Here is a 21260-nt window from a genome sequence, read left to right on the forward strand (position 1 = left end):
TACGGAATGAAGGGCATCACAAGTGCCACTCCACCGAAAACATAGAACCTGAGAGAACGATGACCCAATCAGAAAATGTCATCTACAAAGGCCATGTGCTGAGCGCGACCGCCGTGCTGGAGCAGGACCGCTATGCGGCGATGCTCATCGTCCGGGAACCGGACGGCACGCGCCGCTCAAGCGGCATGCTCGGCGAATTCACCAGCGCGACCGGCGCGGTCCGCTACGCATTTGCGTATGGCATGGCCGAAATCGATCACCGGCAGTCCATGCAGCACCCGCGCCCTTCCAGCGGCGCCCGCGTTGACCAGCACGCCTGATCCCGGGCGCAACTCGCGGCACGCACGCCGCCCGCGCCTCCGACCATTCCGACAAGTCAAATCTATGATCATCTATCATCGGGGAGCGGCTTTTCAGCCCTCCGTCACTCGTGTGGGCAATGCGTTCGTCGCGACCGCGTCGATTCTGGAAGAGGACGGCCACGCCACCTCGCTCGGCAATCTCGGCGCGTTCGCAAGCAAGGACGGCGCGCTCGGTTTCGCGGTGCGCTGCGCGACCGCCTTTCTCGATGGCGACGAACTGCCCATGCCGCCTTTCCGGCTGACTACGCAATAGCATTGCAACGCGTCGCACGTTGCTTGCGCGCCTGCCCCTTGCAACGATGACGAACGCACCCGCAACCGAACCCGTCGATCCACGCGCGCCGCTCTCGCCCTCGCTGCAAACGGATGCGTCTTTCCGGCTTCTCGTGGAGGCCGTCGAAGACTATGCGATCTTCCTGCTCGACGCGCACGGCAACGTCGCGACATGGAACAACGGCGCAAAAAGGATCAAGGGCTATGACGCGCGGGAAATCGTCGGCCGTCATTTTTCCGTCTTTTATCCGCCCGAGGACATCGCGGCAGGCAAACCGCAGAGCGAACTCGCGATAGCGGCGCAGGCCGGGCGCGTCGAAGACGAAGGCTGGCGCATTCGCAAGGATGCGAGCCGCTTCTGGGCGAACGTCGTCATCACCGCGCTGCACGACGCGCACGGCAATCTGCTCGGCTTCGCCAAGGTCACGCGCGACATGACCGACCGGTTGCGGCTCACCGAACTGCAACACGCGCGCGAACTCTCCGCGCACGTTCAGAGCGCACTCGAAAACGAGCGCGCGTCGATCGCCCGCGAATTGCACGACGATCTCGGCCAGCAACTCGCCGCGCTGAAGATGCAGATCTCCCTTCTCGACACCGGCGCGCACGATGCGCATATCGCGAAGCAATCGCTCGCGCAGATCGACACGATCATCGGATCGGTGCGGCGCATCGCGGCAGGCCTGCGCCCGCCCGTGCTCGACGACCTCGGTCTCTTCGCCGCGATCGACTGGCTCGCCTGCGACTTTCGCCGGCGCTACGATCTGACGATTCATCTGGATCTCGAAGGCGAGGAAGACGGATTCGACACGACCGCCTCCACCTCGGTCTTCCGGCTGGTTCAGGAAGCGCTCACGAACATCGTGCGCCATGCGCGGGCCAGCGAGGCGCGCATCGCGATCGTCTGCGCGCAGTCGCGCTGCACGCTGACCATAGAAGACGACGGCTGCGGCGCCGATGTCACGCGCGGGCGCACCGCCGGCGCGTTCGGCCTGCTCGGCATGGGCGAGCGCGTGCGTCAACTTGGCGGCGTCATCGCGTTTCGCAGCGCGCCCGGCGAAGGCTTTCGCATTCGCGCGGAGATTCCGCTCGGGCATCGCGCCGGCGACGGCTTCCCTTGATTTGAGTCAACCGCTACGAGGCTGTCGTCGGTAAACTCGAACTCCGCGCGAGTCGGTCGACAAAAGGAATCGCATCGATGACGATAAGAGTGCTGATTGCCGATGACCATGCACTCGTGCGCGACGGCCTGCGCCACATTCTCGCGAACGCACACGGCTTCGAGGTCGCCGGCGAAGCGAGCGACGGACCGGCTACCCTCGCGCTCACACGCGCAACCGATGCCGACGTGCTCGTGCTCGATCTCTCGATGCCGGGCCGCGGCGGCCTCGACCTGCTCAAGCAGATCAAGGACGAAAAGCCCGCCATGCGCATCCTCGTGCTCACCATGCACGCTGAACAGCAATACGCCGCGCGCGCCTTCAAGGCGGGGGCGTCGGGATACATCACCAAGGAAAGCGCGAGCGCGGAACTGGTCGCGGCGGTCGGCAAGGTCGCGTCGGGCGGCGTCTACGTGAGCCTCGCGATGGCCGAACGCTTCGCGCAGAGCCTCAGCGAACCCGCCGACGCGCTGCCGCATCAGCGTCTGTCGAACCGCGAGTTCGAGGTGTTCCGGCGCTTGTGCGCGGGTGAGTCGATCAGCGATATCGGCGAGGCGCTGTGCGTGAGCGCAAAGACCGTCAGCACCTACAAGGCGCGCATCCTCGACAAGATGCGCATGCCGCACGAAGCAGCGCTCGTGCGTTACGCGGTGCGCCATCAGCTCTTCGACGACGACGGCGCCTGATCCCGATCGACGCGTGTCAGCGTTTCCCTACACGGCTTCCCGAACGCCTACAGTACGATCCGCCTGCGCCGATTTATTTTCGAGATGAAGCAGCCAATAATCCGAGGCGTGGCATTCAGGATCGCGCATCGATGCGCGATCCGCTCGACAGGAGGCGCAGCATGATTCCCGCGAGCGCAGAGACTCTCGGCACGAGAGCCGAGGTGAAGCGCACGAACACACGTTGTTCGACATGCTCGATGCAGCGCATCTGCATGCCGTCGGATCTATCGCCGGTCGATTACGAACGTCTCGACGCGATCATCTGCTCGACGCGTTCCGTGCGGCGCGGCGAAACGCTCTTCCGTTGCAGCGATCCGTTCCAGAGTCTCTACGCGGTGCGCAGCGGGTGCTTCAAGACCGTCGTCATGCACCGCGAAGGCCACGAGCAGGTCACGGGTTTTCATCTGCCGGGCGACGCGCTCGGGCTCGACGGCGTGAGCGCCGATCGTCACACGTGCGATGCGATCGCGCTGGAAGACAGCGTCGTCTGCATCATTCCGTTCGACCTGCTCGAATTGCTGTGCCGCGAAGTCAGAGCGCTCCAGCATCACGTGCATCGCGTGATGTGCGGCGAAATCGTGCGCGAATCCAACCTCATGATGATGCTCGGCACGATGACGGCGGAGCAGCGCGTCGCGGCGTTCCTGCTCAATCTCTCGACGCGCATGAAGGCGCGCGGCTATTCGCCGGCGCAATTCGTCCTGCGCATGACGCGCGAGGAAATCGGCAGCTATCTCGGCCTGAAGATCGAAACCGTCAGCCGCATGTTCTCCAGGCTGCAGAAAGCCGGTGTGATCGATGCGCGCGGCCGCGACGTTCGGATTCTCGATCAGGCCCGGCTCGAAGAAGTCTGAGCGCGTGCCTGGCGGAAGCGGAAAAATCCGCTGCGCAGCATGACCGATGTGCCGCCGACGCGGCTCAGCACATGTTCGGCGGCCCCTTCGATCGACGAGCGATGGCTCTCGAAAGCCTGCTGTAAATCTTCCTCCCGCCACGACGCCGCGCCGAAGTGATCTTCCAGCGCCTCGGCGGAAATGGTGCACGCGATGCGCTCGCCATCGGCGAAGGCGGCGAACGTGAGTGAAGGGACATCGCCCTGATAGACGGGCGGCTGGCTGGGAAATGTGATGTTCATGCCGATACCTCGCAATGGTTTCGACCTGCGGCGCATATCCACTGAGTCTCGGCCATGAATTCGCGCTGCGTATTGATCTGGATCAATACCGCTCGCGCAGGATTCGCACGGCGTGGTCGAAGGCGTGATGCATCGCCACGGTCGGATCGGCGTCGGTGTTCCGCTGCACCGTGACCTGCTCGGAATCGCGCGTGAGAAGCACTAGTTGTGCATCGTAGACGGGTTGCCCGGACGGGTCGGGACAGGCCTTGATCGTGAGCCGGCAATCGACGATATCCGTCGCGACGCCCGCAAGCCGCACGAGTTCGACGCCCGCTTCCCGTTCGATCACGTTCGAGCCGGAAAAGCCGAGGTAGGCGATCTGCATTCCGAGGCCCATGTGATTGTTTCTCCTGTCAGGCCGCTGATCCTCACCCATCCTTGCCCTCACCATTCGACGCACGCATCAGCAGCACGGGACACGTCGAGCGTCTGACGAAAGCTTCGGCGACGCTGCCAAGCGCAAGCCGCCGCAATCCAGTCCGGCCATGCGTGCCCATCACGACGAGATCGGCGGGCATATGCGCCGCGCGTCGCTGCAGGCATTTCGCGATCGTGTCGGTCACGTTGCGCGTTTCGGCCAGTTCGGTTTCGCAGTCGATGCCCGCGGCGATCGCGCGCGCCTGCGCGGTCTCCAGCGTGCGCGTGCCGTCCTCGCGCACGCTCACGCGATACTGCGCAGGAAACGACGAAAGCGCGGCCACGTCGATGACGAAGACGATGTTCACCCTGGCGAGCGTGCCGATACGGATCGCTTCATCGAGCGCGCGTTGCGAGCATTCACTGCCATCGAGCGCAACCAGGATATTGCGGTACATCGTCTTTCGTCCTTCACGTCTGTGCGATGCGTTCGCGCACACGGCGCGGCGAACGCACTCACTCTATCGCGCTGCTCGTCTGCGCAATTGACCTGAATCAAGCGCAAGCACATCGGCGCGCGACCCCGCTTCCGTTGATCTGAGTCAAGCGACTCACGGCGGCGTCTCCTTAGACTCGGGGCCATCAACTCTCAGCGGACTCCAGGAGTCATTCGATGAGCTACAAGACGATCCTCGTGCACCTCGATACGAGCGTGCGCGCCCATCCCCGTCTGGAAACCGCGCTGCAACTCGCGAGGCAATTCGACGCGTATGTGATCGGCCTCTATTCGGTTTTCGAGCCGAACGCGCGCGCGTTCAACGTGATGGCCGGCACCGCCGCCTATTACGAAGCGCGGGCCGCCGTGCGCCGCGAACAGGCCGGCGCGCTGGAACGGCTCTTTCACGCGGAATTGAACCGTGCGGGCGTATCGGGCGAATGGCTCGCGCCAGCCGAACCCGCGGATCATGCGGTGCCGCATCACGCGCGCTGCGCCGATCTCGTGATCGCGGGCCAGGACGATCCCTCCGATCCCGAGTCCTATATAGGCGACGGCTTTCGCGAAAATCTCATCCTGTCCGCCGGACGTCCGGTGCTGCTCGTGCCCTGCACCGGTTTCTTTCCCTCCATCGGCCGGTTTCCGATGATCGCGTGGGATGGCGGCCGCGAAGCTGCGCGCGCGGTCCACGACGCGTTGCCATTGCTGAAGGCGGCCGGGCGCGCGACCATCGTCAGGGTCGATGAGAAAGCGGACGAACGCATCGCGGACGCGGACATCGCCGCTTGCATCGCGCGGCATGGCGTGGAGGTCGATATCGTGTCGGGCGCGAGCGGCGCGGATGCATCGGCGGGCGACATCCTCCTATCGCGCGCCGCCGATCTCGGCGCGGATCTCGTCGTGATGGGCGGCTACGGTCATGCGCGCTGGCGCGAACTCGTGCTCGGCGGCGCGACGCGCACCTTCCTGCAATCGATGACCGTGCCGGTGCTGATGTCGCATTGATGTGCGCCGTGTACGATAGACACGTCGACTATCGGATTTCAGGAGGCGCCATGAAAGCGGTATGCCCGCTGCACGGGCCGACGACCATCGTCCGCACGAACGCGTACGGCTTTCCGGTCTACGCGTGCTGCTGCGACGACGTGCCTTATGCCACGCCGCCGGATGCATGCACGAGGGCGCCGACGCAACGCGGCGCCCCTTCCGAGCCGCAGAAGCCCCGGCAGCCGAAACCTCGAAAGGAATGATTGCGGGGCGCGCGCAATTGCTTCAAACCGGATCGGCCTGCGCAGCGGGAATGGCGCCAGCTTTTCGCGGTGAACGGCGCGAATCGATCAGGCACACCGCCAGCATCGCGATGACGCCAGGAATGGCAATCGCGACGAAGTTCTGCTGAAGCGGCAACGCGCGGCTCACGAGAAAACCGATCACGATGGGCGCGAGAATCGCACCGCTGCGCCCGATGCCCGACGCCCAGCCGATGCCCGTCGATCGAATGGCCATCGGATAGAACTGGCCGGCGAACGCATAGGTGACGATCTGCGTGCCGATGGTCGATGCGCCCGCCAGGCCGACAAGGAAAAACAGCACACCGATCGGTACCTTCACGCCCAGCAGGCTGATGGAGATAGCCGCGAGCGCGTACATCGCGATGAGGACCTATTTGATGTTGAAGCGGTCGGCGAGCCATCCGCCGCCGATCGCACCGATCATCGCGCCGAAGTTCAGGACGAGCACGAACGTGAGGGCCGAGCCGAGGCTATGTCCGGCACTCGCCATAAGCTTTGTGAGCCATGAACTCAGCGCGTAGACCATGAAGAGGCACATGAAGAACGCGATCCACAACATGACCGTGCTCAGGCCGCGACCTTCGGCGAAGAGTCGTGCGATCGTCGAGCCGGGGACGGCTTCGCGGTCGGAGAGCGAGAAGTTGTCGCCTTGCTGCGGCACGTATGCTGGGTCGACGCGCGGAAGAATGCGTTTCAGGTTATCCGCGCGATTGTTTCGAATCAGGAACGCAAGCGACTCGGGCATGTACTTCAAAATTACGGGCGCAAGCAGAGCCGGAAAGCCCGCGGCAATGAACACCGATTGCCAGCCGTAGCGCTCGATCATCGCCTTGCCGACGAGCGCCGCAAGCATGCCGCCGATGGAATATCCGCTGAACATCACCGTCACCATCGTGCTGCGGATCTTGCGCGGCGAATACTCCGTCATCTGCGCGACGACGTTCGGCATAACACCGCCGATGCCGAGTCCCGCGAGAAAGCGGGCAATGCCGAAGATCACGGGGTCGCGTGTGAATCCCGCGGCCGCCGTGAATACGCTGAACAGCAGGAGACAAATCACGATTGCGGGCACCCGGCCGATTCTGTCGGCGATCGTTCCGAGGAACACCGCGCCGAGCATCATGCCGAGCAAGGCGGAACTCACCATGAATCCGGCGCTCGTCGGTTGAATGCCCATGTCGCTCATGATCGACGGAAGCGCGATTCCGACGACGGCGAGATCGTATCCATCGAAAATAATGATGAGCGCGCACCAGCAGAGAAGCAGCAAATGAAACTTTCTGAACCGGGCTTCGTCGCATAACTTTTGAACGTCGATATGACGCATGGTGTCTCCTTTAATGTAGGACTTGCTTTAAATCCGCGTTTTCTATTTCGATTGATTCGACGGCTCGATGCACGCGCGCGCGTTTCCCTTGCCGATTCCGAAGAGCAGCAAAAGTCGAGGCGGGCTGATGAATTCCTGCGCTGACGTTCTTATGTGTTAGTCGGCTCAGGATAGGCGAGCCGGTTATACACCGTCCAATACCGAATTGGTGCCCGGCTATACCTTTCGGGAATGAAAGAAGTTATCCGCTTTCGCTTAATTGAATTCGGCGCGAAGCCGGTCTTTCAGATCGAGCAGGTTCGTTTCATGGGTTTGCAAAACGTCCTGCAATCGCGCGGCCTGATCGATCGATCGTTCAATCGAAGTCCCGCATTGCGCGGTCGCGTCGCGGCAAAGGCGCAGGATATGTTGACGAATCGCATTGCCCAGCGCGGCGTGCAGGCGCTGATAGTCGATACCGGCGACGGTGTCATCGAACGCGGCATCGTCATCGAGGTGAATAACCGCGAGCGAGGCGTCCGGTTCGACGACGTAATCATGAAGCCGTTCGTTTGCCTCGCGCGAAAACGATTCGAAGATCGCCTGCGATAAGCGATCGACGATAGCTTTCACGTCGCGTGAGGACGAATGCGCATCGAGCAATGCCGGCAAGGTCGGAGCGACGCTGCGCCGCACGGCATTCGCGATCTGCTCCTGCCGCTGTTCGAGCGCCACGATAGCCGCATCCGATAACGCGCGCAGGTTAGCAAGCAACGCGTACACGTCGCGGCACAATGCGCTCATCACGTTTTCTTCCAGATGATGCAGGAACACTTCGGCCTGCTTGCGCCGCTTATAAGCCAACGTCTCTTCGGCAATCGCCATCAGCGCCGCGTAGAGCTTTTCGAATCCCGCATCGCTCATTGCCGCCTGTGTTTGTCGCTGCTCGCGGGCGAGATATGAGGAGATCGATACGGGCGTCTTCAACAGGCTTGTGGCCACGCCCATCGACACGAGCTTTTCTTCCGCGCGCATCTTTACGTCAGTCTCCTGCTCGGCGCGGTTCTCCGGCGTTTTGTTGCGCAGGTACTTGACGATTTCACCATCTATCTCGTCTTCCTCGTACACGTCGCTACGCGTGACCACGGGCAGCAGCGGCTTGTTGCGATGCAGTTCGCGGCCGAGTTCGTCCAGTTCCTGCACCTGTCCCGGCGATGTGGAACTCGTCAGCCACAACACGCCATCGGCGCTATCGATGAAGCGTTGAGTGAGCGCCGCGTTTTCCGGCGTGACCGAATGCAATCCCGGCGTATCCACGAGAACCAGCTTTCCCGCGAGACGTACGCCTTGAAGTCGCGCGGTGGTTTCCGTCACGCCTTCCCTGAAGCGTTCCGGCGTCTCGACGATACGCCCCGCATCGAGATAGAAGTACTCCACCGTCTTGCCGTGCGCTGTGAATCGATCGGCGAGCAGATTGCAGAAAGAACTCTTGCCCGCGTTGAACTTGCCGAATACGAGCAGCAGAACTTTATCGTCGAAGGTTTCGGCGAGCGCCTTTGCGGGTTCGAGATGCGCCCATTGTTGCGACCATGCGTGCATGCTTTTATGCACTACCGCGTTGATCGTCTCCGCATGTTGCGCCAGCGCGCCCTGCTCGTTCAGCCCTGCGCACACGAGACGGCTGGATTGCAGATTCGCGCGCAGTTGCGCGAGCCAGTCTTCCATCGAATGCAGAATGCGCCCGAGATCATGCGCGATGAATTCGAACGCATCGACATCGGCGATGAAGCGTTGCTCGTTGCTCGCGTCCGCTTTCATGTGGCGCCTTCCAGCGCGCGCAATGCATTCGACGCCTTATTCAAGGCATCGATCATCGATTCGCTTTGCGAAATCCGCGCAGCCAATGCTTTCCTGTCGGCCGACAGTTCGAAGTAATGGGCGAAGTCGCGCTGCATCCGTTCGCGGCCCGCATCCGTGCAGAACATCCTGCGCAAGTCCTTGCGAAATTTCACCGACACACCCATGACCGCCACCATCACGGAGTTGAGCGCGCGCGCCACCGTTTCCTGTTCCGATGGCAAGCCGATTACGCCGTGCCCCGCGAGAAAGCTATCGATTGCGATGCACGCACGCGAATAGGCGATCTGTATATGCGCGCGTTCGAGCTTGCCCGCGGTGATCGCATACGCGTCCCTCGCGGTATCCGGCACTGAAGCGTGGTCCGTACCGAGCGCGTTCAGCATCGCGTCGATATCGCCGCTTACTTTGTCGATGACGCTTTTCAATCCGTGATCGAAGTCCACGCGCTGTTGCCGCTGCGTCTGACGCAAATCATCGAGCAACTTCTCCTGCGCGATCAGAAGCTGCGCCAGTTCCTCGCGGGTTTCGTCGAACAACAGCGCGGCTTCATGCGCGCGAGTTTCCGGCACGCGGGCGAGCGCGGCGTCGATCGTCGCGCGCAGCGAAGGCATGCCGCTCTTTTCGAGCATCAGCTTCTTGCCTTCGTCCCGCCCCTTTCGATAACGCGTCGACGAAACGGCGTTCAAGCCGATGTCAGGCCATTGCGCACCGATCGCGCGACTGACTTTCTGCAACTCGGCATCGTCGGCAAGCTGGTCCACTTGCGACAGCACGAACAGCGTCTGACGTTTCGACCGCTCTCCGTCGGCGCAGAGTTCGGCGAGCAAGGCCAGTTCCTTCGCGTCGAGTTCCCCTTCCTTCGCGGCATGCACGAACAGGCGGATATCCGCATGCAGCCACGCGGCATGCAGCGCGTGACGATCGTCTTCGGTGCCGACATCCGCATCGAGCCCCGGTGCATCCAGCCAGCGCACGCCCTGATGGACGCTGTCCGACAGCTTCACCGTCTCGCGTTTGTCCGCGACGGCGAACGTGTCCCGTCCGATCAGCTCGTTCAGCAGACGGCTCTTGCCGTGGTTGTATTTGCCGATGACGGTGACGATCGGCTCGCCGTCCACAAGCAGGATCGCGAGACGCGCCATGTCGTCCGCGCGATCCGGCAGCACGGACACGACCTCATGCAATGCCCCGCCGCGCGCGTTCATTTCCCCGCTTCTGGCATAACCGCGATCGCCTTGATTTCGACGATATAACCGGCCGCGCCACCGAGCATATGCGCGCCGACGGCCGTCCACGCGGGAAGCGGATGCATGTTGAGATAGCGCTCGCGCACCTGCATGAACAAGGGCAGATCGCGCATGTCGGTGTGGAACGTGGTCACGTCGACGACATCGCTCAACGACGCGCCCGCCGTTTCCAGCACGAGCTTCAGATTCTCGAAGGCCTGCACGATCTGCGCTTCGCGGTCTTCGACCAGTTGCATCGCCGCATCGCGGCCGATCTGCCCGGACACGTAAATCGTGTTGCCTGCCCGGACTGCGGGTGCGTAGCGAATCTTCTCGTACACCGCTTCCATTCCCGGTGGAACGATAGCTTTGTGTTCACTCATGGCATGCGTCTCCTGCACACTCAACCGTTATCAACCGTTATCGCCGCCGGCGACCGGCAGCACCGCGCCCGTGATATAGCCCGCTTCGTCCGAAGCGAGGAACAGGATCGGCCCAACCTGCTCTTCGAGGGTGCCGTAGCGCTTGAAGAAGGTCGATTCGGTAACCTGCTTCACCGCTTCGCCCATCCAGATTTTTTCCTGTTCGCTGTCGCCGCTCGCGTTGCGCGGGACGCGTCGGGCAGGCGCTTCGGTTCCGCCGGGCGCTGCGGCAACCACGCGGATATTGTGTTCGCCGTATTCCATCGCCAATGCCTGCGTCATCGCGTTGACGCCGCCCTTCGCGGCCGAATACGGCACGCGTCGAATTCCGCGCGTGGCATTCGAAGACACATTCACGATGGTTCCACCGCCGCGTTCGAGCAAATGCGGCAATACCGCGTGGCAAGCGTAGAGCGTAGGCATGAGCGAGCGTCGAATCTCGGCATCGATCTGCGCGGGCTCGAACTCCGCATACGGACGCATGCGGATCGCGCCGCCGACGCCGTTCACGAGAATATCGATGCCGCCGAACCTGCTCACCGCGAAAGCCATCGCCGATGCCGCGCCTTCATAAGTCTCGAGGTCTGCGACGAAACCGGCGGTATCCGCGCCCTCTGCTTCGGCCGCCACTTCGGATACGAAATCCGCACGATCGACGAACAGCACTTTCGCGCCCTCGGCGGCCGCACGCAGCGCCACGCCGCGTCCGATGCCCTGCGCCGCGCCAGTCACGACCATTACCTTGCCGGCAAATCGTTGCGTGTTCATGCGGTCACCGGCGCGGCGTTGGGCGTGAATTTCTCGTAGTGGAAGCTGTTGGGCTTCACGCCGTTGTCGTCGAAGTGCTTGCGCACCGCATCGACCATCGGAGGCGGACCGCACAGGTACACATCGACATCGCCGTCGTTCAGCGATTCCGCCGGCATGTGCTGCGTCACCCAGCCCTTGCGCGGATGATTCGAATCCGCATCGGCGACGACGGTGCTGAACGTGAAGTTCGGCAGCTTCGCCGTGTAGGCTTCGATCGCGTCGACCTGCACCAGATCGAGGTCGCGCGTCACGCCGTAGATCAGGTGAATCTTCTGCTGCGAGCCGGTGCGCGCGAGCACTTCGAGCATCGAGAGGAACGGCGCCAGGCCCGTGCCGCCCGCGAGGAACAAGAGCGGCCGCTCCACGGCGCGCAGGTAGAAGCTGCCGAGCGGGCCGGTCAACTCGACCGTGCTGCCCGCCTGTGCGGATTCGAGCCACGTGCTCATCACGCCGCCGGGAATCTTCTTGATGAGGAAGCTGATCTTCGTCTGACCCGGCGCCGACGAGAACGAATATGAACGATGCTGGCCGCTGCCGGGCACATCGATATTCACGTACTGGCCCGGCAGGAAAACCGGTGCGGGTGTGGCGGCATCCACGTCCAGTTCGAGCACGACGGCGGCATCGTTATGCGGCTCGATCTTCGTGACCGCCGCGGCGAACTTGCTCTGCGCCGTCTTGCATGCCGTGGAAGACGCCGGGACCGCGATCACGCAATCGCTCGACGGCACCATCTGGCAGGTGAGCACGAGACCGCCTTCCTTCTCGTCGTCGGAGAGCGCGTCTTCGATGTAGTCGTCGCCGAGATCGTAGCTGCCGCTTTCGGCGCGGCACTTGCAGGTGCCGCACACGCCGTCGGAGCAATCCATCGGCAGATTGATCTTCGCGCGGAAAGCGGCGTCGAGAACCTTCTCGCCCGCCTTGCATTCGACGAACCGCGTGACGCCATCTTCGAAATTCAGTGCAATGTTGTAGCTGGACATGTTGCCTCCTACTTCCTGTCTCATCACCGGGAGCATCAGACGTGGTAGACGTCGAGCACCTGACGGATATAGTCGTTCTTCAGCACAATCTTCTTGTGCGCGATCACCAGAATGTCGCCGACCTTGCGCAGCGTCACGAAGATCGTGCCGAAGAAATGGTCGGTGATCTTGTACCGATGGCTGAGCGTGTCGAAGTTGTAGCGCACATCCACTTCGTTCTCGCGCTCGGCCAGCACTTCCACGTTGGTGACGTTATGGCTCGTGCGCGGCTCGGGCATCGATGCGCCGCTGCGCTCGGTCTTGATGCGGAACACGCGATCCTCGAGGCCGCCGCGATCGGGGTAATACATCAGCGAGATCTGGCTTTCGTGATCCTCGGTGATCCGGTCGTCATCGTCCCACGCGGGCATCCAGTAGGTGACGTCTTCCGCGTAGCAGCCCAGCCATTCGTCCCACTGACGGTCATCGAGAAAACGTGCTTCGCGATACAGCGTCGCGCAGATTGTGTGGTAATCGAAGCTCATGCCAGTGCCTCCGCTTGTTCCTTCTTCAGGGCGTCGCGCATCACGTTCACCCAGTATTCATGCTGCACGACGAAGAGGCCTTCGTCCTCGCTGCGTTCGCCCGAGATGAGCGGCTTGAGACCCATGTTCTTCGCGTTGTCGTCCGGACCGTGAACCCACAGCGGCGCACCGCGCGACAGGTCGTTCCACATCGCCGTGATGCCGGCATAACCCGACTGGCAGGCGCGGAACTCTTCGAGATCGTCGCTCGTGCCCATGCCCGAGACGTTGAAGAAGTCTTCGTACTGGCGAATGCGAATCGCGCGGTCCTCGGCGCTCTCGCCCTTCGGCGCGAAGCAGAAGATGCTGACTTCGGTCTTGTCGACACCCAGCGGGCGCACCACGCGAATCTGCGTGCTGAACTGATCCATCAGGAACACGTTCGGATAGAGACACAGGTTACGCGTCTGATTGACGATGAAGTCCGCCTTCTCTTCGCCCACGCGCGCCTTGATTTCCTCGCGATGCTGATAGACCGGGCGCACTTCCGGGTTCATCGTCTTGGTCCACAGCAGGATGTGGCCATGATCGAAGCCATATACGCCCGCGACCGACTTGCTCCAGCTATTGGCATCGACGGCTTTGGTGCCTTCGACCTTGCGGCGGCCCATCGTCGCGGCGTAGTTCCAGTGCACGGTGCTGACGTGATAGCCGTCGCAGCCGTTCTCCATCTGCATCTTCCAGTTGCCGTCGTAGATGTACGAGGAATTGCCGCGCAATACTTCGAGGCCGTCCGGCGCCTGATCGACGATCTGATCGATGATGACCTTCGTCTCGCCGAGATAGTCTTCGAGCGGCATCGAATCCGCGTTGAGGCTGCCGAACAGGAAGCCGCGATAGCTCTGGAAGCGCGGCACCTTTCGCAGATCGTGCGAGCCGTGCGTATTGAACTGAATCGGATATTCGGTGGTCTTCTCGTCCTTCACCTTCAGCAGCTTGCCGGTATTGGAGAACGTCCAGCCGTGGAACGGGCACGTGAAGCTGCCCTTGTTGCCGTGCTTGCGGCGGCACAGCATCGCGCCCTTGTGTGCGCAGGCATTGATGACCGCGTGCAGTTCGCCGGTCTTGTCACGCGTGACGACCACGGGCTGGCGGCCGATCCACGTCGTGTAGTAATCGTTGTTGTTGGGAATCTGGCTTTCGTGCGCCAGATACACCCAGTTGCTCTCGAAGATATGCTTCATCTCGAGTTCGTACAGATCGGCGTTGGTGAAGATATCGCGGCGGCAGCGGAATACACCGTTTTCCTTGTCGTCCTGAACGGCCGTTTGCAGCAGTTCGTCGAGCTGGCTGACTGTGTTGGTAATGGCGGACATGTGTGCTCTCCCTATGCGGCTCCGGTCATGGAGCGCTTGCATCGGTATCGAATGAATCTTGCGGAGTGTCGAGCGGCGACAGAACTGTCACCGCTCCGGGCGCGTGCCGGGCGATTACGCCGTGGCGGATACGCGCGGGCGATGGACGAGCTGGTTGTCCTTGCCATGCAACAGCGGCGTCAACTGGATGTCGAACGCGATTTCCTTGTATGCGTCGGTCTTGAGTCCCAGCGCCGTCCCGCCAGTCTTTTCGACGACGTGCGGCACCAGTTCCTCGCGGGTCGCGTAGGCGAAGTCATCCCAGATCAGCGGATCGCCTTCGATATTGATCTGTGTCGTCAGCTTGCGATGGTTCTCGCTGGTCGCGAAAAAGTGCACGTGCGCCGGACGATTGCCATGACGCGCAAGCGTGTTCAGCAACTGCTGCGTCGCGCCGTGCGGCGGGCAGCCGTAGCCCACGGGCATGAGCGTGCGGAATTCGTAGGTGCCGTCGGCGCCCGTCTTCACTGCGCCGCGCAGATTGAAGTCGCTTTGCGCGCCGGTCGGGTCGAAGTGCGAATAGAAGCCCTTCGAGTTGGCGTGCCAGCATTCGACCACCGCATTCGCGACGGGCTTGCCGTCCGTGCCGGTGACCGTGCCGCGAATGATGAGCGGACCGGCATCTTCATCGGGATCGAGATCGATCTTCGACACGCCGTCGCGCACCGGCGCACCGGCCACATACAGCGGGCCTTCGATGGTGCGCGGCGTGCCGCCGTGGATGTCCGCCTCGCGGTCCTCGGCATCCATGCGGATGTCCAGATACTTTTCCAGACCGAGGCCGGCGGCCAGCAGCGCCGCTTCGCCGTCCTGACCCAGCTTGTTGAAGTAGGTGACGCCGGCCCAGATTTCATCGGGCGTCATATCGAGGTCGTCGATCGCCTTGAACAGGTCGCTTAACAGGCGGTGCGTGATCTCCTTCGCGCGAGCACTGCCGTCCTGACTTCCGAGGTTGGCAGCGGCCTTCAGCAGGTCCTGCACTTCCTTCGTATCGAACACTTTGATGCTCATGTCTGCTCCTGAATCTCGCAATTTTCTGGTGGGGGTTAACCCTTGCTTCAACACCAGTACGAATATGCTCGGAAGGTATGGTCGGGTGTTGAAACAGAGCGTGAAGGCAGGATAATGGACGCAAAGAAGGCCAGTCCAACACTGATTTAGTATTGGGCCATATCCAGGAGGTATAGAGATGGAGCTGCGGCATCTCCGCTATTTCGTAGCGGTGGCAGAAGAACGCAATTTCACGCGCGCCGCGCAGCGACTGCATATCGCCCAACCGCCTTTGAGCCGTCAGATACAGCAGCTCGAAGAGACGCTCGGCGTGCAGCTATTCGAACGCAACTCCCGGCCGCTGAAGCTCACGGAGACGGGCAAGTTCTTCTATTCGCACGCGGTGCAACTGCTCGCGCAGACCGCCGAGCTGGAATCGATGACGCGTCGAGTAGGCAATATCGAACGCAGCCTTTCGGTGGGTTTCGTGGGCTCGACCCTATATGGGATGCTGCCGAAGATCATCCGGCGCTTTCGCGACGAGAACGCCACCGTCGAACTCAGTCTGCACGAAATGTCGACGATGGACCAGATCCGCGCGCTCAAGGACGGCCGCATCGACGTGGGTTTCGGCCGCATTCGTCATGAGGATGCGAATATCCGCCGCGTGATTCTGCGCGAGGAGCAGATGATCGTCGCGCTTCCCGTCGGCCATCAGCTCTCGCTCGGCAAGCCCATTCTCTCGCTTCGCGACCTGACCAACGAGACCCTGATCATTTTCCCGAAGGCACCGCGCCCCAGCTATGCGGATCAGGTGCTCGCGGCCTTCCAGGACCGCGCGCTCGCGCCGCGCAAGATCTATGAAGTGCGCGAATTGCAGATCGCGCTGGGTCTGGTCGCGGCGGGCGAAGGCATTTCCGTCGTGCCGAGCAGCGTCAATGGCCTCAAGCGCGACGACGTGATCTACCGGGAACTCGACGACCCGACGCTCACCTCCCCCGTCATCATGAGCATGCGCGCGCTCGACGAATCGCGCGATATCAAGGAAATGCTCGAGCTCGTCTACCGGCTGTACGAGGAGGAGCACATCAGCTATACGCCGCGCACCGATCGCGGGTGATGACGCGCGTCATACCTTCGGGGTATGGCACTAGACGTCAACGGTGTTGGACAGGCGGCAAATGGGCGCGCAATACTTCAGCAACCCTTCCATTCCGACATTCCAGGTATGAACGCCCAAATCACATCCGTCGAAGCGATTCTGGTTGACCTCCCGACCATTCGCGCGCATCAACTCGCAATGGCGACGATGCAGCAGCAAACCCTCGTCATCGTCCGGCTGCGCACGAGCGACGGCATCGAGGGCCTTGGCGAAGCCACGACGATCGGCGGCTTGTCTTACGGCGATGAAAGTCCCGAGGGGATCAAGCTGACCATCGATACTTACCTCGCGCCCGCGCTCGTCGGACAGGATGCGACCAATATCAACGGCGCGATGCTCAGGCTGAACAAGATCGCGCGCGGCAACCGCTTCGCCAAGTCCGCGATCGAAACGGCGCTGCTCGACGCGCAGGGCAAGCGCCTGGGCGTGCCGGTGTCCGAATTGCTCGGCGGCGCGGTCCGCAAGACGCTGCCCGTGCTCTGGACGCTCGCGAGCGGCGATACCCAGCGCGATATTGAAGAAGCCGAAATGCTGCTGGCCGAACGCCGTCACAACACGTTCAAGCTGAAGATCGGCCGGCGCGGCGTTCGCGACGATGTCGCGCATGTGTCGAAGATCAAGGCCGCGCTCGGCGACCGCGCCAAGGTCACCGTCGATGTGAACCAGGCCTGGAACGAAACCGATGCGGCGCTCGGCATCGAAGCGCTGGAAGCGGCGGGCATCGACCTGATCGAGCAGCCGACGCCGCGTGAGCAGCGCGGCGCGCTCGCACGGCTGTCGGCGCGCTTCATCGTGCCGATCATGGCCGACGAAGCGGTGACGGGACCGGAAGACGCGCTCGAACTCGTACGTCATGCATGCGCCGACGTGTTCGCGCTGAAGATCGCGAAGTCCGGCGGCATCTACGGAATGATGCGCACGGCCGCCATCGCCGATGCGGCGGGCGTGTCGCTCTACGGCGGCACGATGCTCGAAGGCAGCATCGGTTCGATTGCATCGGCGCATGGCTTCAGCGCGCTGCCGCAACTCGCGTGGGGCACCGAACTGTTCGGGCCGCTGCTCTTGAAGGACGACATCGTCACGGCGCGCCCGCAGTATCGCGACTTCGATCTGCACATGCCGGAAGGACCGGGCCTCGGTCTGCAGATCGATGAAGAAAAGCTCGCGTTCTATCGCCGCGACAAGCACTGAACGCTCACACTCAACACCTGATCGAGGACACTATGCTTTATCTCGTAAGAATGGACGTACATCTGCCGCACGACATGCCCGCCGCGAAAGCCGATGAAATCAAGGCGCGCGAGAAGGAATACTCGCAGGAGCTGCAACGGCAAGGGAAATGGCAGCAGTTGCATCGCGTCGTCGGCGAGTATGCGAACTACAGCGTCTTCGATGTCGATTCGCACGATGAACTGCACACCATCCTTTCGGGCCTGCCCTTGTTTCCCTATATGACGATGAAGGTCACGGCGCTCGCGCGTCATCCTTCGTCCATCCGCTGACACGGCAAAAGGATTTCATGAAGCGAGACCCGGAACCCGGTCTGATGTCGGCCGCGCCGAAAGGCAGCGGGTCCGTCGCGGCGGTGAGCGCCGGGCTGCTTGCCGTCATCATCTCGTATGCCGGGCCGCTTGCGATCTTCTTTCAGGCTGCGCACGCGGCGCATGTCGGCAACGACGTGGTCGCGTCGTGGGTCTGGTCCATTTCGATGGGCGCGGCCGTCTCGGGCATCGGATTGAGCTGGTGGCTGAAGCAGCCGATCATCACGGCGTGGTCCGCGCCCGGCACGGCCTTGCTGGTCACGCTGTTTCCCGGCATGCCGGTGAGCGAGGCGATTGGCGCGTATATCGTCGCGGGGGCGTGCATCTTCGCGCTCGGCGTGTCGAGATGGTTCGACCAGATCGTCAAGCGCATACCGAAAGGCATCGCCTGCGCGATGATGGCCGGCATCCTGTTTCAGTTCGGCACCAATGTGTTCAAGTCGGTGGCGCTCACGCCGTGGCTCGCGCTCGGGATGGTGGCGAGCTTCCTCGTTTTCCGCCGATGGGCGCCGCGCTACTGCCTCATTCTGGTTCTGCTCTCTGGCGGCGCGCTCGCCGTGGCGCTCGGCCTGACGAATTTTTCGTCGGTCAGCATTCATCTCACGCGCCCCGTGTTCACGATGCCGACGTGGACCTGGCAATCGACCGTGAGTCTCGCGGTGCCGCTCGTCATCGTCAGTCTGACGGGTCAGTTCCTGCCCGGCTTCGCGATCCTGCGAGCCTCCGGCTATCACACGCCGACGCGGCCCGTGCTCCTCACGACGAGCCTCGCGTCGATGCTGGTCGCGTTCTCGGGCGGCATCACGATCGTCATCGCGGCGATCACGGCGGCGCTGTGCACCGGGCCCGATGCGCATCGCGATCCCGGGCGACGCTATATCGCGGGCATCGCGAACGGACTCTTCTATCTCGTGGGCGGATGTTTCGCCGGAACGGTCGTGATGCTGTTCGCCGCGCTGCCCAATGCGTTCGTCGCCGTGCTCGCCGGGCTTGCGTTGCTCGGCGCGATCGTGGCGAACGTGGTCGGGCTGGTGCAGGACGAGGCGCATCGCGAGGCGTCGTTCATCACGTTCATCGCCACGGCGTCCAACATGAGTTTTCTGGGGCTGGGTTCCGCGTTCTGGGGGATCGTGTTCGGCACGCTCGCTCATCTGATTCTCGGACGGGCGAAGCACACGCGCTGACTCACGAGGCGCTTTGCGAGTCTCCATCGACGGGAATGATCTGGCCTGAGATGGATCGTCCCGCGCTCGATGCGAGAAATACCGCGAGCGCGGCGATATCCGCCGGATCGACGAAGTGCTTGATCGACTGATTCGCGAGCGCCGCCGCTTCCTCCTCGGCCACGCTGCGGCCGCTCACCGATGCGCGTCCCGCGAGCACCTGCTGAATGCGCGGACCTTCCACCGCGCCGGGCAGAATGGCGTTGACCCGGATGCCGAATTCGCCGAGCTCGCGCGACAGCGTCTTCGTGAACCCGACGAGTCCCCACTTGGTCACGGCATAAGGGCTGCGGTTCGGATAGCCGAACCGGCCGGCAAGCGAGGACATGACGACGATCGTGCCCGCGCGAGACTGCTTCAGATGAGGAATCGCATGTTGCGTCACGATGAAGGTGCCGGTGAGATTCACACGCAGCACGTTTTCCCACGCGTCCGGGTCCATGTCCGCGACACTCGCGGCGGGACCGGCGATGCCCGCGTTATTGACGAGCACATCGATGCCGCCGAGCGCGGCCGCGGCATCATCGACCATGCGCGCGGCGGCGATGCGATCGCCGATGTCGCATACGAGGGTCACGACGTCCGGCATCTGCGCACGCAATTGCTGCAGCGCGGCTTCGTCCAGATCGCAGACGCAGACCTTCGCGCCCGCGGACACGAACGCCTGCGCGATCGCGCGGCCTATGCCGCTCGCGCCGGCGGTCACCAGCACGCGTTGAGCGGTCGATATCGTCATGGAAGTCTCCGTCATACGCAGGCAGCGCGGATGAACTCGGGTATGGGAACGGCCTTGAGGCGTCCGTCCGCCTGCTTGACGCACAATGCGCGCGTCGCGCGGCCTTCGCAGATCAGCGTGTCGCCGCGCATGATCCGATGCTGCTGGATAAACACCTTGCCGCGCCATTCCTCGATGCTGCTATGAACCTCGACGGTTTCCCCGTAGGTAACGGAAGTATGGAAGCGCGTGTGCATCTCCAGAAGCGGCGCGCCGATGCAGTTCGGCAGGTCCGTCATCGCGCGCCACGGCGGCAGGCCGCACTGGATGAAATAATCGTGCGAGGCGGCGTCCATCCAGCGCGAAAAGTTCGGGAAGAAGACGATTCCCGCCGGGTCGCAATCGCCGAACTGCACGTCGATACGGTAGATAGTTTCCTTGCTCATGAGCTCATGATCTCCCTTCGATTACCTTCATTGTGCCCGTCCCGGCTTCGCGACACTGTCGATCCCGCGACAATCGTGAGCGCGACCCGATGACCCGGCCCAAGCGCATGCCGGTTCCATCGCTCACGCTCGACGAACTGCTCGCGCAGTCGGCGTGGTTCGCGCGGCTCGACGAATCCGCGCAAGGGCGCGTGCGCGCGGAGGCCTCGGAGCGCGTCGTCGCGATGGGTCAGGTGCTCGGGCATCATGGCGAGCGGCAGCACATGTGGTTCGGCATGCTCGAAGGCCTCATCAAGTGGTCGATCACCGCACGCGACGGACAGACCGTGACCCTCGGCGGCCAGTCCGTCGGAAGCTGGTTCGGCGAAGGCACGCTGATTCGCAATGCGCCGCGCCAGTCCGATCTCATCGCGCTGCGCGACAGCCGTGTCGCACAGATTCCGTCCGCCACGTTCAACTGGCTGCGCGAACGTCAACCCTCGTTCAACGAGTTCCTGCTGTTGCAGGTCAATGAACGCCTGCACTGGTTCATGGCCGTCGCCGCCGCGCACGGACTGCTCGATACCGACAGCCTCGTGGCACGGGCGCTCGTGGGCATGATTCATCCGCTGTCGAATCCGGGCGGCACGAATCATTTGCGCATTTCCCAGGAGGAACTCGCGAACCTCGCGGCCGTGTCGCGTCAGACCTGCAACAAGGCGATGAGCCGCTTCAAGAGCGCCGGCCTCGTGCGCGCCGAATACGGCGAAATCGTCATACTCGACCTGCCGGGGTTGCAGGACATCGCGCAATGAGGGCTTCGCGTATACGCTG

The 21260-nt window shown here is 62.6% G+C and carries 25 protein-coding genes and 1 pseudogene; 12 read left to right on the plus strand and 14 right to left on the minus strand.

What is annotated here, in order from left to right; all coding sequences use genetic code 11:
* Positions 1 to 59: 59 nt before the first annotated feature.
* The 5 genes from IAG25_RS08445 (at position 60) to fnr (ending at position 3377) form a co-directional block, all read left to right on the plus strand.
* Positions 60 to 320 (plus strand): hypothetical protein, encoded by a 261-nt coding sequence (locus IAG25_RS08445; RefSeq protein ID WP_187604436.1) that lies wholly within the window; start codon positions 60 to 62, stop codon positions 318 to 320.
* A gap of 64 nt (positions 321 to 384) precedes the next feature.
* Entirely contained in the window at positions 385 to 615 is a 231-nt protein-coding gene (locus IAG25_RS08450; protein ID WP_187604437.1) for a hypothetical protein, read from the plus strand.
* Between the two features lie 46 nt (positions 616 to 661).
* Positions 662 to 1756 carry a PAS domain-containing sensor histidine kinase gene (locus IAG25_RS08455; RefSeq protein ID WP_255503586.1) on the plus strand — a complete coding sequence of 365 codons (1095 nt, stop codon included), beginning with the start codon at positions 662 to 664 and terminating at the stop codon, positions 1754 to 1756.
* Between the two features lie 77 nt (positions 1757 to 1833).
* Positions 1834 to 2481 carry a response regulator gene (locus IAG25_RS08460; RefSeq protein ID WP_187604439.1) on the plus strand — a complete coding sequence of 216 codons (648 nt, stop codon included), beginning with the start codon at positions 1834 to 1836 and terminating at the stop codon, positions 2479 to 2481.
* Positions 2482 to 2642: 161 nt separating this feature from the next.
* On the plus strand, positions 2643 to 3377 hold the full coding sequence (gene fnr / locus IAG25_RS08465; RefSeq protein ID WP_250486003.1) for a fumarate/nitrate reduction transcriptional regulator Fnr: 735 nt from the start codon (positions 2643 to 2645) through the stop codon (positions 3375 to 3377).
* Here the strand turns inward: fnr and IAG25_RS08470 are convergent.
* The 3 genes from IAG25_RS08470 to IAG25_RS08480 all read right to left on the minus strand — a co-directional run bounded on the left by IAG25_RS08470 (position 3353) and on the right by IAG25_RS08480 (position 4515).
* Positions 3353 to 3658: a DUF1488 domain-containing protein gene (locus IAG25_RS08470; RefSeq protein ID WP_035505033.1), complete on the minus strand. Its 306-nt coding sequence runs from the start codon at positions 3656 to 3658 to the stop codon at positions 3353 to 3355. The two genes, fnr and IAG25_RS08470, sit on opposite strands and share 25 nt — an antisense overlap.
* Before the next feature lie 82 nt (positions 3659 to 3740).
* Positions 3741 to 4037 carry a hypothetical protein gene (locus IAG25_RS08475; RefSeq protein WP_187604441.1) on the minus strand — a complete coding sequence of 99 codons (297 nt, stop codon included), beginning with the start codon at positions 4035 to 4037 and terminating at the stop codon, positions 3741 to 3743.
* A gap of 31 nt (positions 4038 to 4068) precedes the next feature.
* Positions 4069 to 4515: a universal stress protein gene (locus IAG25_RS08480; protein ID WP_187604442.1), complete on the minus strand. Its 447-nt coding sequence runs from the start codon at positions 4513 to 4515 to the stop codon at positions 4069 to 4071.
* A gap of 215 nt (positions 4516 to 4730) precedes the next feature.
* Between IAG25_RS08480 and IAG25_RS08485 the strand changes: the two genes are divergently transcribed.
* The gene (locus IAG25_RS08485) at positions 4731 to 5558 is read left to right on the plus strand and encodes a universal stress protein (protein WP_187604443.1); all 828 of its coding nucleotides are present in this window, start codon (positions 4731 to 4733) and stop codon (positions 5556 to 5558) included.
* A gap of 50 nt (positions 5559 to 5608) precedes the next feature.
* Positions 5609 to 5803, plus strand: a complete 195-nt coding sequence (locus IAG25_RS08490; RefSeq protein WP_075583912.1) for a hypothetical protein — start codon at positions 5609 to 5611, stop codon at positions 5801 to 5803.
* A gap of 22 nt (positions 5804 to 5825) precedes the next feature.
* On the opposite strand, the pseudogene IAG25_RS08495 reads toward IAG25_RS08490, so the two are convergent.
* The 9 genes and pseudogenes from IAG25_RS08495 to catA all read right to left on the minus strand — a co-directional run bounded on the left by IAG25_RS08495 (position 5826) and on the right by catA (position 15381).
* Positions 5826 to 7172 (minus strand): annotated as a pseudogene (locus IAG25_RS08495) (MFS transporter).
* A 255-nt stretch (positions 7173 to 7427) separates the two neighbouring features.
* Positions 7428 to 8969, minus strand: a complete 1542-nt coding sequence (locus IAG25_RS08500) for a dynamin family protein (RefSeq protein ID WP_187604444.1) — start codon at positions 8967 to 8969, stop codon at positions 7428 to 7430.
* Entirely contained in the window at positions 8966 to 10216 is a 1251-nt protein-coding gene (locus IAG25_RS08505; RefSeq protein ID WP_187604445.1) for a GTPase, read from the minus strand. The genes IAG25_RS08500 and IAG25_RS08505 overlap by 4 nt, the downstream gene beginning before the upstream one ends.
* Entirely contained in the window at positions 10213 to 10620 is a 408-nt protein-coding gene (locus IAG25_RS08510) for a RidA family protein (RefSeq protein WP_187604446.1), read from the minus strand. Before IAG25_RS08510 ends, IAG25_RS08505 begins: the two co-directional genes overlap by 4 nt.
* A 30-nt stretch (positions 10621 to 10650) precedes the next feature.
* Complete coding sequence (gene benD, locus IAG25_RS08515; protein WP_187604447.1) at positions 10651 to 11427, minus strand: benzoate diol dehydrogenase BenD; 777 nt, start codon at positions 11425 to 11427, stop codon at positions 10651 to 10653.
* Positions 11424 to 12452, minus strand: a complete 1029-nt coding sequence (gene benC / locus IAG25_RS08520) for a benzoate 1,2-dioxygenase electron transfer component BenC (protein ID WP_187604448.1) — start codon at positions 12450 to 12452, stop codon at positions 11424 to 11426. Before benC ends, benD begins: the two co-directional genes overlap by 4 nt.
* Positions 12453 to 12487: 35 nt before the next feature.
* Positions 12488 to 12976, minus strand: coding sequence for a benzoate 1,2-dioxygenase small subunit (benB, locus tag IAG25_RS08525; RefSeq protein WP_187604449.1), 489 nt, complete (start codon positions 12974 to 12976; stop codon positions 12488 to 12490).
* The gene (locus IAG25_RS08530) at positions 12973 to 14331 is read right to left on the minus strand and encodes a Rieske 2Fe-2S domain-containing protein (protein WP_187604450.1); all 1359 of its coding nucleotides are present in this window, start codon (positions 14329 to 14331) and stop codon (positions 12973 to 12975) included. Before IAG25_RS08530 ends, benB begins: the two co-directional genes overlap by 4 nt.
* 114 nt (positions 14332 to 14445) lie before the next feature.
* Entirely contained in the window at positions 14446 to 15381 is a 936-nt protein-coding gene (catA, locus tag IAG25_RS08535) for a catechol 1,2-dioxygenase (protein WP_187604451.1), read from the minus strand.
* Positions 15382 to 15559: 178 nt separating this feature from the next.
* On the opposite strand from catA, the gene IAG25_RS08540 reads away from it, so the two are divergent.
* The 4 genes from IAG25_RS08540 to IAG25_RS08555 all read left to right on the plus strand — a co-directional run bounded on the left by IAG25_RS08540 (position 15560) and on the right by IAG25_RS08555 (position 19247).
* Positions 15560 to 16480, plus strand: a complete 921-nt coding sequence (locus IAG25_RS08540) for a LysR family transcriptional regulator (protein WP_187604452.1) — start codon at positions 15560 to 15562, stop codon at positions 16478 to 16480.
* A gap of 108 nt (positions 16481 to 16588) precedes the next feature.
* On the plus strand, positions 16589 to 17713 hold the full coding sequence (locus IAG25_RS08545; protein ID WP_035505068.1) for a muconate/chloromuconate family cycloisomerase: 1125 nt from the start codon (positions 16589 to 16591) through the stop codon (positions 17711 to 17713).
* Between the two features lie 32 nt (positions 17714 to 17745).
* Entirely contained in the window at positions 17746 to 18024 is a 279-nt protein-coding gene (catC, locus tag IAG25_RS08550; protein WP_035505070.1) for a muconolactone Delta-isomerase, read from the plus strand.
* Between the two features lie 17 nt (positions 18025 to 18041).
* A complete protein-coding gene (locus IAG25_RS08555; protein WP_187604453.1) occupies positions 18042 to 19247 on the plus strand; it encodes a benzoate/H(+) symporter BenE family transporter in 1206 nt (401 codons plus the stop codon).
* Between the two features lies 1 nt (position 19248).
* Here the strand turns inward: IAG25_RS08555 and IAG25_RS08560 are convergent, their stop codons facing one another.
* Positions 19249 to 20022 (minus strand): SDR family oxidoreductase, encoded by a 774-nt coding sequence (locus IAG25_RS08560; protein WP_187604454.1) that lies wholly within the window; start codon positions 20020 to 20022, stop codon positions 19249 to 19251.
* Positions 20023 to 20033: 11 nt separating this feature from the next.
* On the minus strand, positions 20034 to 20447 hold the full coding sequence (locus IAG25_RS08565; protein WP_187604455.1) for an acyl-CoA thioesterase: 414 nt from the start codon (positions 20445 to 20447) through the stop codon (positions 20034 to 20036).
* Positions 20448 to 20536: 89 nt separating this feature from the next.
* Between IAG25_RS08565 and IAG25_RS08570 the strand changes: the two genes are divergently transcribed.
* Positions 20537 to 21241: a Crp/Fnr family transcriptional regulator gene (locus IAG25_RS08570; RefSeq protein ID WP_187604456.1), complete on the plus strand. Its 705-nt coding sequence runs from the start codon at positions 20537 to 20539 to the stop codon at positions 21239 to 21241.
* Positions 21242 to 21260 lie beyond the last annotated feature (19 nt).

This window comes from Caballeronia sp. EK (genome assembly GCF_014384845.1).
Classification (GTDB): domain Bacteria; phylum Pseudomonadota; class Gammaproteobacteria; order Burkholderiales; family Burkholderiaceae; genus Caballeronia; species Caballeronia jiangsuensis.

Excerpts from the sequence above, each read along its gene's own strand:
- IAG25_RS08450 (WP_187604437.1), top strand. The coding sequence starts at position 385 with ATGATCATCTATCATCGGGGAGCGGCTTTTCAGCCCTCCGTCACTCGT.
- benC (WP_187604448.1), bottom strand. The coding sequence starts at position 12,452 with ATGTCCAGCTACAACATTGCACTGAATTTCGAAGATGGCGTCACGCGG.
- IAG25_RS08445 (WP_187604436.1), top strand. The coding sequence starts at position 60 with ATGACCCAATCAGAAAATGTCATCTACAAAGGCCATGTGCTGAGCGCG.
- catA (WP_187604451.1), bottom strand. The coding sequence starts at position 15,381 with ATGAGCATCAAAGTGTTCGATACGAAGGAAGTGCAGGACCTGCTGAAG.
- IAG25_RS08570 (WP_187604456.1), top strand. The coding sequence starts at position 20,537 with ATGACCCGGCCCAAGCGCATGCCGGTTCCATCGCTCACGCTCGACGAA.
- IAG25_RS08540 (WP_187604452.1), top strand. The coding sequence starts at position 15,560 with ATGGAGCTGCGGCATCTCCGCTATTTCGTAGCGGTGGCAGAAGAACGC.
- IAG25_RS08455 (WP_255503586.1), top strand. The coding sequence starts at position 662 with ATGACGAACGCACCCGCAACCGAACCCGTCGATCCACGCGCGCCGCTC.
- IAG25_RS08555 (WP_187604453.1), top strand. The coding sequence starts at position 18,042 with ATGAAGCGAGACCCGGAACCCGGTCTGATGTCGGCCGCGCCGAAAGGC.
- benD (WP_187604447.1), bottom strand. The coding sequence starts at position 11,427 with ATGAACACGCAACGATTTGCCGGCAAGGTAATGGTCGTGACTGGCGCG.
- IAG25_RS08560 (WP_187604454.1), bottom strand. The coding sequence starts at position 20,022 with ATGACGATATCGACCGCTCAACGCGTGCTGGTGACCGCCGGCGCGAGC.
- IAG25_RS08480 (WP_187604442.1), bottom strand. The coding sequence starts at position 4,515 with ATGTACCGCAATATCCTGGTTGCGCTCGATGGCAGTGAATGCTCGCAA.
- IAG25_RS08530 (WP_187604450.1), bottom strand. The coding sequence starts at position 14,331 with ATGTCCGCCATTACCAACACAGTCAGCCAGCTCGACGAACTGCTGCAA.
- IAG25_RS08470 (WP_035505033.1), bottom strand. The coding sequence starts at position 3,658 with ATGAACATCACATTTCCCAGCCAGCCGCCCGTCTATCAGGGCGATGTC.
- IAG25_RS08475 (WP_187604441.1), bottom strand. The coding sequence starts at position 4,037 with ATGGGCCTCGGAATGCAGATCGCCTACCTCGGCTTTTCCGGCTCGAAC.
- IAG25_RS08485 (WP_187604443.1), top strand. The coding sequence starts at position 4,731 with ATGAGCTACAAGACGATCCTCGTGCACCTCGATACGAGCGTGCGCGCC.
- IAG25_RS08565 (WP_187604455.1), bottom strand. The coding sequence starts at position 20,447 with ATGAGCAAGGAAACTATCTACCGTATCGACGTGCAGTTCGGCGATTGC.
- IAG25_RS08545 (WP_035505068.1), top strand. The coding sequence starts at position 16,589 with ATGAACGCCCAAATCACATCCGTCGAAGCGATTCTGGTTGACCTCCCG.
- fnr (WP_250486003.1), top strand. The coding sequence starts at position 2,643 with ATGATTCCCGCGAGCGCAGAGACTCTCGGCACGAGAGCCGAGGTGAAG.
- IAG25_RS08500 (WP_187604444.1), bottom strand. The coding sequence starts at position 8,969 with ATGAAAGCGGACGCGAGCAACGAGCAACGCTTCATCGCCGATGTCGAT.
- benB (WP_187604449.1), bottom strand. The coding sequence starts at position 12,976 with ATGAGCTTCGATTACCACACAATCTGCGCGACGCTGTATCGCGAAGCA.
- IAG25_RS08490 (WP_075583912.1), top strand. The coding sequence starts at position 5,609 with ATGAAAGCGGTATGCCCGCTGCACGGGCCGACGACCATCGTCCGCACG.
- IAG25_RS08460 (WP_187604439.1), top strand. The coding sequence starts at position 1,834 with ATGACGATAAGAGTGCTGATTGCCGATGACCATGCACTCGTGCGCGAC.
- catC (WP_035505070.1), top strand. The coding sequence starts at position 17,746 with ATGCTTTATCTCGTAAGAATGGACGTACATCTGCCGCACGACATGCCC.
- IAG25_RS08505 (WP_187604445.1), bottom strand. The coding sequence starts at position 10,216 with ATGAACGCGCGCGGCGGGGCATTGCATGAGGTCGTGTCCGTGCTGCCG.
- IAG25_RS08510 (WP_187604446.1), bottom strand. The coding sequence starts at position 10,620 with ATGAGTGAACACAAAGCTATCGTTCCACCGGGAATGGAAGCGGTGTAC.